19 protein-coding genes are annotated in these 14,318 nt (G+C 50.6%); 14 read left to right on the top strand and 5 right to left on the bottom strand.

From position 1 onward, the window contains the following. The first annotated feature begins 51 nt into the window (after nt 1-51). Both BM181_RS01720 and BM181_RS01725 read left to right on the top strand, forming a co-directional pair. The gene (locus BM181_RS01720; protein ID WP_074514168.1) at nt 52-645 is read left to right on the top strand and encodes a DUF5662 family protein; all 594 of its coding nucleotides are present in this window, start codon (nt 52-54) and stop codon (nt 643-645) included. Then, nucleotides 611-958, top strand: a complete 348-nt coding sequence (locus tag BM181_RS01725; protein ID WP_075441847.1) for an arsenate reductase family protein — start codon at nt 611-613, stop codon at nt 956-958. Before BM181_RS01720 ends, BM181_RS01725 begins: the two co-directional genes overlap by 35 nt. A gap of 503 nt (nt 959-1,461) precedes the next feature. Here BM181_RS01725 and BM181_RS01735 read toward each other — a convergent pair. Both BM181_RS01735 and BM181_RS01740 read right to left on the bottom strand, forming a co-directional pair. Next, entirely contained in the window at nt 1,462-1,791 is a 330-nt protein-coding gene (locus tag BM181_RS01735) for a branched-chain amino acid transporter permease (RefSeq protein ID WP_075441851.1), read from the bottom strand. Further along, a complete protein-coding gene (locus BM181_RS01740; protein ID WP_256211242.1) occupies nt 1,778-2,530 on the bottom strand; it encodes an AzlC family ABC transporter permease in 753 nt (250 codons plus the stop codon). Before BM181_RS01740 ends, BM181_RS01735 begins: the two co-directional genes overlap by 14 nt. Before the next feature lie 130 nt (nt 2,531-2,660). Between BM181_RS01740 and BM181_RS01745 the strand changes: the two genes are divergently transcribed. From BM181_RS01745 to BM181_RS01755, 3 genes are all read left to right on the top strand, one after another. Further along, the gene (locus tag BM181_RS01745) at nt 2,661-3,536 is read left to right on the top strand and encodes a LysR family transcriptional regulator (RefSeq protein WP_075441853.1); all 876 of its coding nucleotides are present in this window, start codon (nt 2,661-2,663) and stop codon (nt 3,534-3,536) included. A gap of 181 nt (nt 3,537-3,717) precedes the next feature. After that, nucleotides 3,718-4,101 carry a DUF488 domain-containing protein gene (locus tag BM181_RS01750; protein ID WP_256211243.1) on the top strand — a complete coding sequence of 128 codons (384 nt, stop codon included), beginning with the start codon at nt 3,718-3,720 and terminating at the stop codon, nt 4,099-4,101. 156 nt (nt 4,102-4,257) lie between these two features. Beyond that, nucleotides 4,258-4,974, top strand: a complete 717-nt coding sequence (locus BM181_RS01755) for a hypothetical protein (protein WP_075441855.1) — start codon at nt 4,258-4,260, stop codon at nt 4,972-4,974. A gap of 22 nt (nt 4,975-4,996) precedes the next feature. Here the strand turns inward: BM181_RS01755 and BM181_RS01760 are convergent, their stop codons facing one another. Further along, nucleotides 4,997-5,338: a winged helix-turn-helix transcriptional regulator gene (locus BM181_RS01760; RefSeq protein WP_075441857.1), complete on the bottom strand. Its 342-nt coding sequence runs from the start codon at nt 5,336-5,338 to the stop codon at nt 4,997-4,999. Between the two features lie 124 nt (nt 5,339-5,462). Between BM181_RS01760 and BM181_RS01765 the strand changes: the two genes are divergently transcribed. From BM181_RS01765 to BM181_RS01785, 5 genes are all read left to right on the top strand, one after another. Next, nucleotides 5,463-6,263 (top strand): amidohydrolase family protein, encoded by an 801-nt coding sequence (locus BM181_RS01765; protein WP_075441859.1) that lies wholly within the window; start codon nt 5,463-5,465, stop codon nt 6,261-6,263. 137 nt (nt 6,264-6,400) lie between these two features. Continuing rightward, nucleotides 6,401-6,970 carry a hypothetical protein gene (locus BM181_RS01770; RefSeq protein ID WP_075441861.1) on the top strand — a complete coding sequence of 190 codons (570 nt, stop codon included), beginning with the start codon at nt 6,401-6,403 and terminating at the stop codon, nt 6,968-6,970. Nucleotides 6,971-7,023: 53 nt separating this feature from the next. Then, the gene (locus BM181_RS01775; protein ID WP_143092078.1) at nt 7,024-7,539 is read left to right on the top strand and encodes a hypothetical protein; all 516 of its coding nucleotides are present in this window, start codon (nt 7,024-7,026) and stop codon (nt 7,537-7,539) included. Nucleotides 7,540-7,711: 172 nt separating this feature from the next. Then, on the top strand, nt 7,712-8,074 hold the full coding sequence (locus BM181_RS01780; RefSeq protein WP_075441865.1) for a DUF805 domain-containing protein: 363 nt from the start codon (nt 7,712-7,714) through the stop codon (nt 8,072-8,074). 12 nt (nt 8,075-8,086) lie between these two features. Further along, a complete protein-coding gene (locus BM181_RS01785) occupies nt 8,087-8,803 on the top strand; it encodes a hypothetical protein (RefSeq protein ID WP_075441867.1) in 717 nt (238 codons plus the stop codon). 43 nt (nt 8,804-8,846) lie between these two features. Here BM181_RS01785 and BM181_RS01790 read toward each other — a convergent pair whose 3' ends face one another. Beyond that, nucleotides 8,847-9,302, bottom strand: a complete 456-nt coding sequence (locus BM181_RS01790) for a lecithin retinol acyltransferase family protein (RefSeq protein WP_075441869.1) — start codon at nt 9,300-9,302, stop codon at nt 8,847-8,849. Between the two features lie 173 nt (nt 9,303-9,475). Here BM181_RS01790 and BM181_RS01795 point away from each other — a divergent pair, with 173 nt between their 5' ends. Continuing rightward, complete coding sequence (locus BM181_RS01795) at nt 9,476-10,966, top strand: class I adenylate-forming enzyme family protein (protein ID WP_075441871.1); 1,491 nt, start codon at nt 9,476-9,478, stop codon at nt 10,964-10,966. A gap of 71 nt (nt 10,967-11,037) precedes the next feature. Here the strand turns inward: BM181_RS01795 and BM181_RS01800 are convergent, their stop codons facing one another. Further along, nucleotides 11,038-11,268 carry a hypothetical protein gene (locus BM181_RS01800; protein WP_075441873.1) on the bottom strand — a complete coding sequence of 77 codons (231 nt, stop codon included), beginning with the start codon at nt 11,266-11,268 and terminating at the stop codon, nt 11,038-11,040. A 347-nt stretch (nt 11,269-11,615) separates the two neighbouring features. Between BM181_RS01800 and BM181_RS01805 the strand changes: the two genes are divergently transcribed. From BM181_RS01805 to BM181_RS01815, 3 genes are all read left to right on the top strand, one after another. Continuing rightward, the gene (locus tag BM181_RS01805; RefSeq protein WP_075441875.1) at nt 11,616-12,014 is read left to right on the top strand and encodes a hypothetical protein; all 399 of its coding nucleotides are present in this window, start codon (nt 11,616-11,618) and stop codon (nt 12,012-12,014) included. Nucleotides 12,015-12,189: 175 nt separating this feature from the next. Further along, nucleotides 12,190-13,506 (top strand): YkvI family membrane protein, encoded by a 1,317-nt coding sequence (locus tag BM181_RS01810; protein WP_075441877.1) that lies wholly within the window; start codon nt 12,190-12,192, stop codon nt 13,504-13,506. 205 nt (nt 13,507-13,711) lie between these two features. Then, nucleotides 13,712-14,299 carry a TetR/AcrR family transcriptional regulator gene (locus BM181_RS01815; RefSeq protein ID WP_218150076.1) on the top strand — a complete coding sequence of 196 codons (588 nt, stop codon included), beginning with the start codon at nt 13,712-13,714 and terminating at the stop codon, nt 14,297-14,299. The last annotated feature ends 19 nt before the right edge of the window (nt 14,300-14,318 follow it).

Consider the following 14,318-nt stretch of genomic DNA (forward strand, 5'->3'; position numbering starts at 1 on the left):
AAGGTATTATACTTGATAAGGAATATTTGTCGATAGTTGGAGGCTGTGTTTGTGAATCTGGTGGAACGTGTCTGTGGTCATACTTGGATGATCCTGCGTCATAAGTATTGGGTGTTTCGGTTTTGCTGCATTGCGGGGATTCCGTGGCAGGGATTTATGCACGACTGGTCGAAATTTTCGCCGACGGAGTTTATCGAAAGCGTAAAATACTACAATGGCAAGGTTTCGCCGATAAAGATCTGCAAACGGGAAAACAATGGGCTGTCCATGGCCTGGATTCACCATCATGGACGGAATCTCCATCATTATGAGGCTTGGTGGGATAATTTTGACCATGGCGCCCATCCCCAGGATATGCCCTATAAATACGCGGTGGAAATGATATGTGACTGCCTGGGGGCAGCTAAGGCCTACGGCCGGGATGAGTTCACCTTTCAGGCCGAATACGAATGGTGGCAGAATAAATGTGCCACCGGTGTTGGCATGAGCCCGAACATGCAGGCTTTTGTGGAAACGATACTCAGTCAGCTGGCGGCGACGGAGGATTTGAACTTGCTGCGGCCCAAGTCCCTGCGAAAAATTTATGCATCAGTTGTGAAAGAAGGAAAATATGAATATACAGATTTTCGGCACCAAGAAGTGTAACGATACGAAGAAAGCCCAGCGGTTCTTTAAAGAGCGCGGAATAAAGTTCCAATTCATCGACATGCTGGACAAGGGCATGAGCAAAGGCGAATTCCAGTCCGTGGCCAGGGCCCATGGAGGCATCGATGGGATGATCAATCCGGATTGCAAGGATAAAGAAGCCTTAGCCCGCGTAACCTATATGGCCGATAAGCTGAAGACGCTTCTGGAGAATCAGCAGGTCATAAAGACACCGGTGGTAAGGAACGGCAAAGAGTCAACCGTTGGTTATGAGCCGGAGATTTGGAAAAGCTGGCAGGCAGCAAAGGGATAACCTGCGCAAACAGGCGGTCTGACATGTCAAATCTTGACATGTCAGACCGCCTGTTTACGTGGAAGCTAGCCCTCGTCACCATTTGGAGGCATCGGATCTGTGGGGGAGATTGCCAGAGTTGGGGTAACAGGCTGACAATCAGTCCCGGCATGATGATGCCGCAGGCCGGTAATGGATTCGTGCAGGATGATTTGAGCAATGGCCAGGCCAATTACGGGAATCAGCAGGGAAAGCGGTGCTACTTTTGCGGCAGTATATTTTCCAAGCAGTACACTCCACATGCCATAGCCAAACAGAGTAGTACCATAGGACAGGTATCCATTTTCCCCCGAAGATTTCCAGCCCGTATTCTAACGGACAGTGGATATTGTACGCGCTTTTGGCTGCGTATCCCAGCCGTAAATGGTTGTAAATGCTGTTCCTTTGCTGTGTCATAAGATAACCGCCCCACAGGCTATAATCCTGCGGAGCGGTTGGCTGGTTATGGGAGACAGAGGAATAGCTCAGCGGAAGACAAGCTGCACAAGCAGCATATAGAGAGCGGTACCGCCGCCGATGGCTAGCAGCATTTGATGGGTGCGGGCCTGGATGAAGGCGGTGACGGCAACGGCGGCAGCTTCGGGAAGACCATGGCTGCCGCCGGTCAGCTCTACGCCCCGCAGGCAGTAAACGACTAGAAAGCCAAAGACCGCTGCTGGCAGGACTTTGCCCAGATAGCGGACAAAGTTAGGGGTGTGCTCCGGGGTCGGGAAGAGGGCAAAGGATAAAAAGCGGGTGAGGGATGTGGCTGCCACCACCATCAATACGGTGATGATCTGTTCAGTCAGTGACATGTTCCGGCTCCTTTCTAGCGGGGGCGAAGTAATGGCGGCCCAGGGCAAAGACAGCGAAAATTGCCAGCAGGGTGGGGACAAGGTATTGTTCCGGTCCCCATAGCATGAGGCACAGGAGAGAAATTGCGATGCCGGCAAGGGAACTTTGGTGGCGTTCCTCCAGCAGCCATTGCTCCGTAAAGATGCTGACAAACATAGCTGTCAGCACGAAATCGAGCCCCCGAGTATCAAAGGTCAGCAAGGAGCCGCATAGCCCGCCGACAGTGGCTCCGCCAACCCAGTAAAGATGATTGAGCAGCGTTACCCAGAAGAAAAACCAGCCTTTGTCGATATCCGCAGGGATTTTTGCGGTGAAGTTGATGGAAAAGCTTTCATCACACATGCCGTAAATGAGATAAGGCGTTTTCAGGCCATGGCCCCGGTATTTTTCCAGCATGGATATGCCATAAAAAATATGCCGGGCATTGACAATCAGCGCCACCAGGAAGGCATGCAGGGGATTGAAGGGGGCCAGCAGCATGGGGACTGTCAGGAATTCCACCGAACCAGCAAAAATAAGCAGGCTCATCAGGGCAGGATAGATGAAACTAAAGCCGGAAGCATTCATGAAGACACCATAGGCAATGCCGATAAGGAGAAAACCGGCAAAGATGGGCATGGTATAGGGGAATGCCGTCTGCAATGCCCGCCAAGCAGGATGCATGCTGGGGGATGTGCTGTTTGTAGTTTCTGTAGACATGTTTGTACTCCTCCTAGGTATGCGCTTGCTGAAATGTTACAGATAGATTACAATAAAAATAAACATGATACAACATGCAAAAAATCATAGTTCGCATGATTTTTTGTCATGGAGAAAGGAGTTACGCAGGATGGACGCCATCAAATGCCGGGCTTTCCTAGTGGCTGCCCAGAGGGGGAGCTTTACAGCGGCAGCACAGGAACTGGGGTACACCCAGTCAGGCATCACCCGCATGATAAATGCGCTGGAGGAAGAACTGGGATTTCGGGTTTTTGCCCGTGTCAGAGGCGGTGTACAACTCACCGATAACGGTCATAGGATACTGCCCTTGCTGGAAAATATTGTTCGTGCCTGCCAGCAGGTGGAGGAATACAGCGGGGATATTTGCGGCCTGGTACGGGGCACGGTTTCCGTGGGCTGTTACTATAGTGTATCGTTTATGTGGATGCCGCAGATCATTCGCAAATTCCAGAAACGGTATCCGCATATCCGTGTGAATATGCTGGAACGCAGCAACCGTGATCTGGCCCCCCTGCTGGCCAGCCGCCGTCTGGATATCTGCGTGGGGGCCAGGCTGTCTGAGGTAGACTACGAATGGATTCCCCTTTACCGTGACGAGATGGTGGCCTGGCTGCCCCAGGGACACCCGCTGACCAGAGCCAAACAGCTCATGCCGAAGATGCTGGAGGGAGAGACTTTTATTCAGCCGCTGCCTCAACAGGATACGGATTTGGATAGGCTGCTGCAGGGCGAAAATCTGTCGATGAATCTGCGCTATTCCACCCAGGAGGCGTTTACCGCTTACAACATGGTAGAAGCCGGGTTGGGGGTAAGCCTCAATCAAAGGTTGATTTCACAAAAATGGCACGGTCAGGTAGAACTGGCATCCTTTTCTCCGCCCCAATACTTCGAGATGGGCATAGCTGTGCCGTGTCTCAAAGAAGCATCGCCTGCCACCAGAAAGTTAATCGAATGTATCCGTGAAACTGTGGCAGAACTTATATAATATGCGCAGCCTTTATCTAGGTAAAATACGGATGGCATCAGGGAAAAGGATACGCCGGCAGCAAGAAAATGAGCCGTAGAGTTGGAACCTGTGTATTCGCGTGGGGCTGTGATAAAGCTGACAGCAAATGGGGATGGGATGTGCTAAGGTATTCCTAGATAGGGGCAGATGGAGGGAGGGCTTGCAGAAAGGATTGCTTATGGAGAACAGGATTTTACTCAAGCGCATCTATGAACCGCCAGAGGAAAGTGATGGATACCGGATACTGGTGGATAGATTGTGGCCACGAGGCATCAAGAAGGAAGCGGCTCATCTCGATGAATGGGCCAAGGTCATTACGCCTAGTACCGAAATCCGGCGCTTGTATCATCAAGGCGAGATGCCCTTTGATGGCTTTGCGGAGGCCTACCAGGAAGAACTGGCAGCTAGTGAAGGGGCGGTGGCCTTTGCTGCCCATTGCCGAGAGCTGTTAGCGGCGCAGAATGTGACCTTGGTGTATGCGGCGAAAAACGAGCAGGAAAATCATGTACTGGTGCTGCGGGAGTGGCTGCGGCGGAATATGTAAGAATGGGCGGTTTGACAAGTCAGATTTTGACTTGTCAGGCCGCTCGTTGTATTTTTACGGAAGGTTGACCGGTCAATGGGAAACGTTAAGTAAACTATAAGAATTAAAGGGTATAATACGGATTGTTTCACGTTGCAAAATCAAAGGAGGCTTATTGTGAGTACTTTTTGTGAACGCACCAATTCATCTGATGTAAGCTGGTGCAAAAAATGGATTTTGGCGCTGGCAATTGTCCAGACCCTGAGTATGGGGAAATCGTTCCTGTTTATGACGGGGAAAGGGGATGGTGATGCTGCTATGCTGTTCAATATAGTAACAGTAATAGCTGTCATTTTGTTCCTGATCCTGGCGATATATGTCAATTATAAGAATAAGGTCTGGCACTTTTTATTCCGGTTGCTGTTAAGTGTCATGGGCAATGTGATTTTATTGGTGATGGCCGCTTATTCTATTGGTGTTGCCGCGGCAATCGTTTGGGTGGTGGCCGCTGTCTTTGTCAATCGCCGGCGGTTTGCGGTATTTCTGCGGTATAAAAACTATATCCGCTATATCGTGGCAACGTATATCCTGACGGCTGGCCTCAGATTGGCCGTGATGCGGCTCTTTTTTCATAAGCCGGAGATGTGGCCGCTGATTCAGCTTGGTTCGTTTGCCATTAGCATGGCGCTGCTCGGCTGGTTCTATCATTTGCTCATGCAGGAGATACAGAAAGGGAGAACGTTCTTTGAGGCGACGCGCATTGTGGCGCTGATTCCCGTGGCCTTTATCTATTTCCTCATCGGCTTGCTTACCATTGTGCCCGTGAAATTCTTCTCGGGCGAAAGCCTTTTCGGTGAAGAGGGAAATGATTATCTCGTAATGCCACAGAAATAATCCATTTGAGGACTTTGATCAGTCAAATTGACCGGTCAATTTGACGGCTGGAATAAGCTTTGCCCCAGTCGCAGAGCTGCTTGAGGACGGGCTGCAGGGTCCGTCCTGTGGCAGAGAGTGAGTAGATGGTACGCGGGGGAAGGTCTGGGATGACTTCGCGTTCGATGATGGCCGCTTGCTCGAGCCGGCGAAGTTCTTGGGACAGGGCTTTGGGCGAAATCGTTATCAGTGCACACTGGAGCTCATTGAAATGAAAGGGGTGCTGGGAAAGCTGCCAAAGTATTTGGAGCGTCCATTTGCCACTCAGAAGGTTGAGGGCGGTTTCCATGGGACATTGGGGTGTGACGGATGGGATTTTTGTCATGTGGTGCCTGCCTTTCTGCGTAAAGGTATAGAAAAGTATAGCTGCTAACCGAAAAGTGCGTACTTATCGCAGGCGCAGCTTCGTGATACAGTTATTGTAGCAAATACGTCAAGGGGGAATTGCTATGATAATTGATAGTCATGAACATTTGTTGCTGCCCGTGGAGCGTCAGCTGGCGAAAATGGACGAAGCGGGGATAGAACGGGCTGTGTTATTCGGTACGACGCCGCATCCGGAGCTGGCAAAGGATCTTATGGCGCTGGAGACGGAAATGGCGGCTTTGCAAAAGATATTGGCGGGGGATAATCCGCAGGCGTATTGCGAGCGGCTGCGGGAGAAAAATGCCGAAGTCAGCCGCATGGTGGCCAGGTATCCGGAGCGGTTTTGGGGCTTTGGCAATGTACCGCTGGGGTTGGAACTGACGCAGACAAAGGCTTGGCTGGAAGAGCAGATTACCGCGCTCGGTTTATGTGGTGTCGGAGAAATCGCCCCGGGGAATGAAACACAGATGCGGCAAATCGGAACAATCCTTCAAGCCATGCAGCGGACAAGGATTTATCCGCTATGGGTGCATACGTTTGCGCCCGTGTCCCGTGACAGCCTGGCAATACTGATGGAGCTATGCCAACGTTACGAAAATATACCGGTAATCTTTGGTCATTTAGGGGGCACGCATTGGCTGGAGGTCATAAAGTTTGCCAAGGGTCAGCCAAATGTCTATTTAGATTTATCGGCAGCATTTTCAACGCTGGCCGTGAAGATGGCACTTACGGAACTGCCGCAGCGCTGCTTGTACAGTTCGGATGCTCCTTACGGGGAGCCGCTGCTGAGCCGTCAGCTCGTGGAGTATATGAGCCCGTCGTCGGCAATCGCCGCGGCCGTATTGGGAGAAAACACTCAACGCGTATTGAACTTAATAGGATAGCCAGCTGCTGGCCAAACGGGAAAGCCTCACGGTAAGCGTGGGGCTTTTCTTAATGAGACGCTAATGGGAGACTAGGTACGCTTTAAGTTATGTAAGGTATCATAAATGAAAATAAGCTGAAAAGAAGGGCGGGAAAGATGGACAAGAAGAGGAAAAAGTGGTTGAGGAATATTGGTGTGATTATGCTGGTTCTTTATGAAGTACTTCCCGGAAATCTGCTTTGGCGGACCGAGGTCGAGATGACAGCAGCTGATGATTTTTATCTGTGTTATCCCGTAGAGGAGGAAATGACGGATGGGCGGACGCTGTCACTTTATTTGCCTGTGCAGCCAGCGCAACGGCAGCCTGCCGCCGTTGCGCCTTATGAGCGCTTGACTGCGTATAAGGCCATCGAAGGCGGTGGTGAGATACAGATTGTACATGGTGTATTAACGACAGAACAGACTAAGGTGCGTTTTGATTTGGCTGGATTTGGCCAAGTATTTCCGCAGGTAGCGGGAACTCTTGCCGTGCAGGGGGAGGGAACTCGACTGGTGGGCGGTACGCCGTTACATATCCTTGAAGGCGTGGACAAAAATGAGCGCAAGGAATGTTTGGGCTATCAGGCGGGCCGGGATGTCTGGCTGTTTTATTTTCAATGTGCCGAGGATGATGATATGGCTAAGGCTATGCTGGAAAGGGCTATTGAAAGCATAGCCATAAATTGATGGGGAAGGTGAAACATACGCGTATATTTATTCTTGCTTGTTTGCTTTGGGGCATGGCTTGTCTCAAGTATGCTGTTTTTCCCGAGGTGTTCTGGCCATCGTCTTGTCTGGCCGTAAATGATACCAGTCAGATAGAGATGCAAGTACCGCGGGAACTGAAAGCACTTCCATGGGAAGATGAGGACTGTAAGGTTTGGCAAGCGAAATGCAATCGCTTTTTTGTCGATGCCCATTTGCAGCCATGGGGCGATGAACCTGTTGAGCTGGTGGCTGACCCTACACCGCCGGAGCGCGTGTATAAGACGCTGGCACGCTATAAGGTCAAGGATGTGGTGCTGAAGGAAGCGGACTTGATGGCGATAGATGGCCGCCCGGTCTGGCGATATGAGTTTACAGGTCAAAAGGATGGCAAGGCCTATGAAATCGTGGCAGCTTCCTATCCCATTGCGCATAACAGCTATATCGTGACGTATTTCTATCATGCTGGCAGTGAGGCGGCGCGGGATGACGTGCTGCGCAGTATCGAAAGCCTGCGGGTTACAGAGCGGCGGGAAAAGGGGGGGAACTAGCAAGCAGAATTAATGAGAGTTTAATGGCAGGCTGGTTATTATCTAATTTACACGATTTATCATGAATTATGGAAATTAGCTGAAAGCCTATGGCAGCTAGCGATAATTACCCGCGCAATCACTGTGGGAATTATGGATAAAAATTTTTATTTAGTCAAAGGAGACGTTGATTATGGCAGTAGAAAATGTATGCAAGTTAGATGAAGAGGGATTCATGCAGAAATTCTTCAGCACCGAAGGGCGTTTGAACCGTTTTCGTTTTTTTATCCGCGGCTTCGGGTTCGGCCTGGTAAGCGAAGGCTTGATGTTTTTAGCGATGGACTATCTGTGGCTGGTGGTTTTACTGGGCATTATCGGGATGGTTCCACAGTTTACGCTGGGAATCAGACGTGTGCATGATTTGGGTAAATCCGGCTGGTGGTATTTGCTTATCCTGGTGCCCTTTGTTAACTTTTTCTTTGCACTGTATATCTTGTTTAAGAAAGGTACTGAGGGAGAGAATGAATATGGCCCAGATCCACTGGCTGAACAGTAAGGAGTTTGCGGCGTGAATACTATGAGTGAACGAGACTGTGCTTCGGATGAATCTTGGTGTAACAGGTTTTGTTTGTTGCTGTTGGGCGTCGAGTTGGTAATCTTTTTGCGAGTCTGGGAATTTTTGTTGGGGGGCTGGGGCAATAATGGCGAATTATTGTTGTCGCTGGCTACCTTTTTACTCAGTGTGTCTTGGCTGGTTATGCTGCTTTACATCAATATCGCCAATAAGGTATTATTCTTTTTCTTTCGTATCTTGATCAGTGGTATCGTGAATTTGGTGGGATTCTATGCGATTTTTCATTTTCTGGGTGTTGCTGGTGCGGTGATTTGGGTGTTAGGAGCATTGCTTGTCAATCGTAGCCGGTTGAAAATCTTTTTTGCGTATCCTAACTATATTGGCTACGTAGTAGGAGGTTATGTGTTTTCGTTCATGGTTAACTGGCTAATAGGTCTGTTAGGGACGGATCCGTATAGCTGGTGGATTGCCGTGGGCATTTTGCCATTCCTTCCGTCGTTTGTACTGCTGATTTGGTTGTGGAATCTGCTGACACAGGAAATACATCAGGGCAGAAGCTTTTTTGACGCGATGCGCATTTTAGAGTTGATGCCGATGACATTTGGTTATTTTCTGATTGGGGTACTTACGATCGTGCCCATCAAGCTGTTCTCGGGCGAGAGCCTATTTGGTGAGGAAGGCCATGATTATCTGGCCATGCCGCAGGAATAATACAGGACGGAAAACAAAGAAGACTGACCGGTCAATTGACTGGTCAGTCTTCTTTGTTTTGGGGCAGGGGCGGCATGAGCATCTGCAAGCATTCGAGCAGGTAGTCGGTCTGGGCGGACTGGGCGATACCGGTCTTGCACCATAGGGCAAAATGCTCGCAGTTGTTGAGCAGCAGGCTATAGCCGTGCTCGCCGAGTTTGCTGCGGGCACGCGTGACGGTTTCCTGCGGCGAGAAAAGTTCGACATCGCCGCCTGCCAGACGATGTACCAGCCAGTCGAATAGTGCAGTTCCTGCTGGGGTCGTAGCGTTCAGCACATAGATGGTGTCGCTGCTGCCCTTGAATTCAGCGAGCGTAGTCTCGGCAATGATGCCATCGCTGAGCAGCGGATTCCGTTCCTTGTGATAGTGGATGACCTGCGCATCGCCGGTGTAGATGCCGAAGTGCCGGTAGCCGGTACGTTTGACGTAGACGATGTCGCCGCTGTGGATGATAGCCATAGGATAGTTGCAGCTCCTTTCTTATGGGTGAAGATTTCCAAGGGTATATAGACTTTATTCGACAGCTGAACAGAATATCCTTTGACAAAAATTAGTACCTGGTATAAAATTGATAGCAGGTACTAAATTAGTACCAGGTGCCAATTTTTGTTTAAGAAGAAAAGAGTGATAACATGCTTATCCATGATTTGATTTATCAAGGGGCGCCAAATGATTTGGCCATTGTCGATCATGAGCGCCGGTTTACGTACCGTGAGCTCCAGGCTGCCGTGAAAGCCAGCCGCGACCGTCTTCATGCTGCGGGTGTCCATCAGGGTGACCGTGTTGGCATCTTTACGCGCAACAGTGCGGAGTTCATCTTTGCCTATATGGGCATCACTTCGTTAGGGGCAATCACCGTGCCGCTGAATTTCCAGCTCAGCAGCCGTGAGATCGCTTATATCATCAAAGATGCCGGTATCCAGATGCTCTTGACGTATCAGCCACTGAACCTTGTGGATGCGCTCGCACAGCTGCGCTGCCAGCTCAAGGTGGTGCAGGTTGATATCCGCACGATCGGCAAGCCGCAGGCGGGGCTGGCGGAGGCACCGGAGCTGTCGGAGTACTTCAGTGCCGACAATCCGTGCCAGATCATCTATACATCGGGAACGACGGGCAATCCTAAGGGGGCAGTGCTTTCCCATCATAACATCGTATTCAATACCAAGCAGTTCAGCTATATGGGCTGCAAGCCGGGGCATAAGGCGCTTTGCGTGTTGCCGATGTATCATTGCTATGGCCTTACCTGTGCGGTGTTCTATACTTTGAGCGTCGGGGCGGCCATCGTGATCCTCGATTCCTTCACGCCGCGGACGACCCTCAGCACGATCCGTGAGGAGGGCGTTACGGACCTCTACATCGTGCCATCTATCTGCAGCCTGCTGACAAAGCTCGGCACGCTGGAGGATATGAAGTCGGTGCGGCTCGTGGTCAGTGCTGGTACGACGCTGCCACTGAAGATCCAGCAGGACTTCACGGCGAAGTTCGGCCTTGAGATCTGTGAGGCTTATGGCCTTTCGGAGACGGCACCGATCGTCACGATGACGCCATTGGGCAAGGCCAAGGCAGGTTCCTGCGGGCCGGTGGTTCCGGGGACACAGTGGAAACTCATCGATGATGAGGGGGCGGAGGTTCCGCGCGGCGAGCTGGGCGAGCTTATCGTCAAAGGCGATAATGTGATGCTTGGCTATTGGAATCTTCCCGATGTGACGCATGATGCCATGCGCGGTGGCTGGTTCCATACGGGCGATGTGGCCAGAGCCGACGAAGATGGCTATATCTATATTGTCGACCGCATCAAGGATATGATTATCAGCATGGGCGAAAATGTCTATCCGCGCGAGGTCGAGGAGCTTATCTACCAGTTCCCCGGGATTCATGAGGTGGCTGTCATTGGCATTGAGGATAAGCTCCGCGGTCAGGTCGGTGCCTGCTTCTACAGTGTCCATCAAGGAGCAGAGGTCAATATCCGTGAGCTCAAGCAATTCCTGCAGAACAATCTGGCCCTCTATAAGATACCCCGCGAGTTCCATATCATGGATAAACTGCCGCGGACAACGACGGGCAAGATTGCCAAGAAGAAGATCTGGGCGGAATTCCAGGCTGGAATCAGCAATAGCCGTTGATAGCTCTGCGCATATAAAAGAGAGCACATCTGATGATATGCCCTCTGTCTATGTTTTAGCCTATATCGCTATTATTTACCAACACAAGCGCTTGCGTTTTGCGTTTCAAATACATTTGCTGCCATAGTAATTTTATGACCACCACCGATAGGGAGTTTCATTTGTGTTTCATCTACATTTGCTGCCATAGAATTTGCATCATGTTTGCGAGGGCGAGGACGAGGGCGAGGATAAGGCATAATTCCCCCAGATACCTTGTCCATTTCCATAGCTTCCATCTTATTCATGAATTTCTTATCCATTTTATATTCCTCCTTACATTGTTACGTGTTGTTATCTTACTTGTTGTCCTTGCTGTGGCCTAAGTCAACTCTATTTGAAACACACCCAGAGCGGGCAATTCTTGGGCGGAATCGTTGTCGGCATCGTGAGCGTCTTAAAAAAGTTTTTTATTACCTTAAACATTTTATTTCCCCCTCACATCTTTGTGTATTGTTATCTTGCTTTCTGTTCTTTATATCCCCAAGCGGGGAAAGTGTTTAGGGCGATAGAAAAAACTCAACGAAGCACAACCGATAGGGGTTAAGTATTCCTGCGGTTATCCGATATATAGGCAGAAGAGTGTCTTTTTGCGGTTAGGAGGAATTCGATGGAAATCCAGGCAACGAAAACGGTGCTGTGGAATCAAGGGGCAGCAGCGTCCGCAGCAGCAACGACGGACAAGACGCCGGCAGCCAAGTCAGCGTTTGCGAAAATGCTCAGACAGCTGGAGACTGGCGGTGGCGTCCGCGAGGATGGTGCCGGTGACAGTGGCGAGGAAACCACAACGATTACGCAGGTCATGTCCGATGGATCAGTGCTCATCACGGTTTATGAGGGGGATCGCATCGTCTCGCAGAGTAAGACGCATGCGGCGCATCCTGAGGATAATCCGACGATACTGAGTACGCAGGTGGACAAATCGGGTAAAATAGGAACTGACGAAAACGAGAAACTTGCCAGTGCGGAAACAGCAGCGTCGATGCTCGATTTGTTGCAATCCCGTTGACAGGAATGAGGAGCCTGACCAGGCGATAGGCTGGTCAGGCTTTTTTAGTGATTTTAAAACAGACAGATTACCGGTCGGTTTGCCTGTAAATTGGTCTGTTTTTGCGTTACTATAACAAATATGCTAAAATATATATAAAAATATTTTGTTATTGCATAAAAGAAAGGATGACCGGATGAAATTCAGTAAGGAATCTATATCAATTGCTATGGCCTATGTAGGGGTATTGGTAGGCGCGGGCTTGTCCTCGGGGCAGGATTTGCTGCAGTATTTTTTGAGTTTTGGTGAGATCGGCCTGGCTGGCGTTGCCGTGCTGGGCATTTTGAATATAATCTTTGGGCGCATCATCGTGACGCTCGGTTCTCATTATCAGTCAAGCAACCATCAGGAAGTCTTGGAACAGATTGCGCATCCCATCATCCAGCGCATCATCGATGTCACGCTGGTCGTGTCCTGCTTTGTCGTCGGCTTTGTCATGGTTGCTGGTGCCGGAGCTAATCTGCAGCAGCAGTTTGGCCTGCCAAGCTGGCTCGGCGCTTTGGTGTGCTCGCTGCTGGTCTGCGTGATTGCGTTCCTTGATTTTGACAAGATTACGCGGGTGCTCGGTGTGTTTACGCCCATCATTGTCGTCATGATCTTACTGGTGACAGGTTATACGTTTTGGGGCAAGTCGTATGACTTTGCCATGCTCGATGCGGTGTCGAAATCGCTGCGGCCGGCGATGCCCAATGTCTATCTGGCCGTCATCAATTACTTTGCGCTCTGCGTGATGAATGGTGTTTCGATGGCTTTTGTACTCGGCGGCTCGGTCGTGCGCATCAGTGATGCCGAAAAGGGCGGCGCGCTAGGCGGCGCGATTATCGGAGTGATTGTCGGCAGTGCTTCGATGGCGCTGTTTGCCAATCTCGACAAGGTCAAAGATGCGGAGATTCCGATGCTGACGCTCGTGAATCAGATCCATCCGGCCTTTGCCGTCATCTATGCGGTAGTGATATTCGCGCTGATCTTCAATACGGCATTCAGCCTCTACTATGCGACGGCGCGGCGTTTCGCGGGCAGTGATATCGGCAAGATGCGCAAGATTCTCATTGGCATTGTTGCGCTTGGTTATGTTTGCAGTTTTGGTGGTTTTTCCCAGCTGGTTTCGTGGATGTATCCATTGCTTGGCTATATGGGCATCTTGCTGCTGGTTGTCCTGGCGGTGGCCTGGGTAGAAGAACGGGAGAACATCATTCGCGAAAAATTCCTGCGGCGCAAGATGATGCGGCTGTTGTTCCGCAAATATGACGATGAGGCCGAATTCAATGCCGGCCATAAGAAAGCCTTCAAGAAGCTCGGGGAAATGTCGGCGGCCGATACGGAGGAGCTGACAAGAGACATCAAGAGCTATGTCGAAGATGTCGTGGAGAACACAGACGATTTACAGGCCTATGCCAAGGAGAACCTGTCGATGGAGGGGGCGCCCCCTAAAGACGGACAAGAAAAGAAATAACGGATTGGCGGCAGCTGCACGGCTCGTATGAGGTGCAGCTGCCGTTTTATTGTGCGCGCGGAGCGGAAGAATAAAAGAAAATAAGAACAACCGCTTGACAGTACGCGTCAAATCATGTAAGATAACAACTGTTACGTAACGGATGTTTTTAAACGAAAGGATCGTGTTTATGCCTCCAAAGGTCAAGTTTCAAAAAGAGGAGATTGTGGCAGCGGCTCTCGAAGTCGTGCGCAAGAAAGGAATCGATGCGGTGACGGCGCGCGAAGTTGCCGCAGAGCTCGGCGTGTCGCCACGGCCGATCTTTACGTGGTTCACGACGATGGAACAGTTGAAGGTCGAGGTCTATGCCATGGCCAAAGGACGCTATCAGGCGTATATCGAAACGGGACTCAAAGGCCCGGTGCCGTTCCTGGGCGTGGGCCAGCAGTATATCTGCTTTGCCAAAGAGGAGCCCGAGCTTTATAAGCTGCTCTTTTTGACAAAACCTGATGAAGCGGTGGGGGGCGCGATGGACGCGCTGCATTTTTCGCAGGAGCTGGTGCGCGAGTCGATCATGCGCATCTATCATATGGATGCGGCGACGGCGGATAAGTATTTCCGCAATCTGTGGCTCGTGGCATTCAGTTTTGCGACGCTTATCGTCACCGATGACTGCCCGTATACGGATGCGCAGATGAGTGCCGTCTTTACGGAGATGAGCCTTGCCTACTGCAAGGCGTTCAAGGAAGTGCCGGGCTTTGCTACCGGCGAGTTTGACAAGGATGCGATCTTTGGGGCATTGGTCAAGAAGTGAAGAGAAAGTACGAGGTTGG

It is taken from the genome of Pseudoselenomonas ruminantium, assembly GCF_900113715.1.
Lineage (GTDB): Bacteria > Bacillota > Negativicutes > Selenomonadales > Selenomonadaceae > Selenomonas_A > Selenomonas_A caprae.

Excerpts from the sequence above, each read along its gene's own strand:
- BM181_RS01745 (WP_075441853.1), top strand. The coding sequence starts at position 2,661 with ATGGACGCCATCAAATGCCGGGCTTTCCTAGTGGCTGCCCAGAGGGGG.
- BM181_RS01725 (WP_075441847.1), top strand. The coding sequence starts at position 611 with ATGAATATACAGATTTTCGGCACCAAGAAGTGTAACGATACGAAGAAA.
- BM181_RS01795 (WP_075441871.1), top strand. The coding sequence starts at position 9,476 with ATGCTTATCCATGATTTGATTTATCAAGGGGCGCCAAATGATTTGGCC.
- BM181_RS01800 (WP_075441873.1), bottom strand. The coding sequence starts at position 11,268 with ATGGATAAGAAATTCATGAATAAGATGGAAGCTATGGAAATGGACAAG.
- BM181_RS01760 (WP_075441857.1), bottom strand. The coding sequence starts at position 5,338 with ATGACAAAAATCCCATCCGTCACACCCCAATGTCCCATGGAAACCGCC.
- BM181_RS01735 (WP_075441851.1), bottom strand. The coding sequence starts at position 1,791 with ATGTCACTGACTGAACAGATCATCACCGTATTGATGGTGGTGGCAGCC.
- BM181_RS01790 (WP_075441869.1), bottom strand. The coding sequence starts at position 9,302 with ATGGCTATCATCCACAGCGGCGACATCGTCTACGTCAAACGTACCGGC.
- BM181_RS01810 (WP_075441877.1), top strand. The coding sequence starts at position 12,190 with ATGAAATTCAGTAAGGAATCTATATCAATTGCTATGGCCTATGTAGGG.
- BM181_RS01775 (WP_143092078.1), top strand. The coding sequence starts at position 7,024 with ATGGCTTGTCTCAAGTATGCTGTTTTTCCCGAGGTGTTCTGGCCATCG.
- BM181_RS01765 (WP_075441859.1), top strand. The coding sequence starts at position 5,463 with ATGATAATTGATAGTCATGAACATTTGTTGCTGCCCGTGGAGCGTCAG.
- BM181_RS01770 (WP_075441861.1), top strand. The coding sequence starts at position 6,401 with ATGGACAAGAAGAGGAAAAAGTGGTTGAGGAATATTGGTGTGATTATG.
- BM181_RS01780 (WP_075441865.1), top strand. The coding sequence starts at position 7,712 with ATGGCAGTAGAAAATGTATGCAAGTTAGATGAAGAGGGATTCATGCAG.
- BM181_RS01740 (WP_256211242.1), bottom strand. The coding sequence starts at position 2,530 with ATGTCTACAGAAACTACAAACAGCACATCCCCCAGCATGCATCCTGCT.
- BM181_RS01805 (WP_075441875.1), top strand. The coding sequence starts at position 11,616 with ATGGAAATCCAGGCAACGAAAACGGTGCTGTGGAATCAAGGGGCAGCA.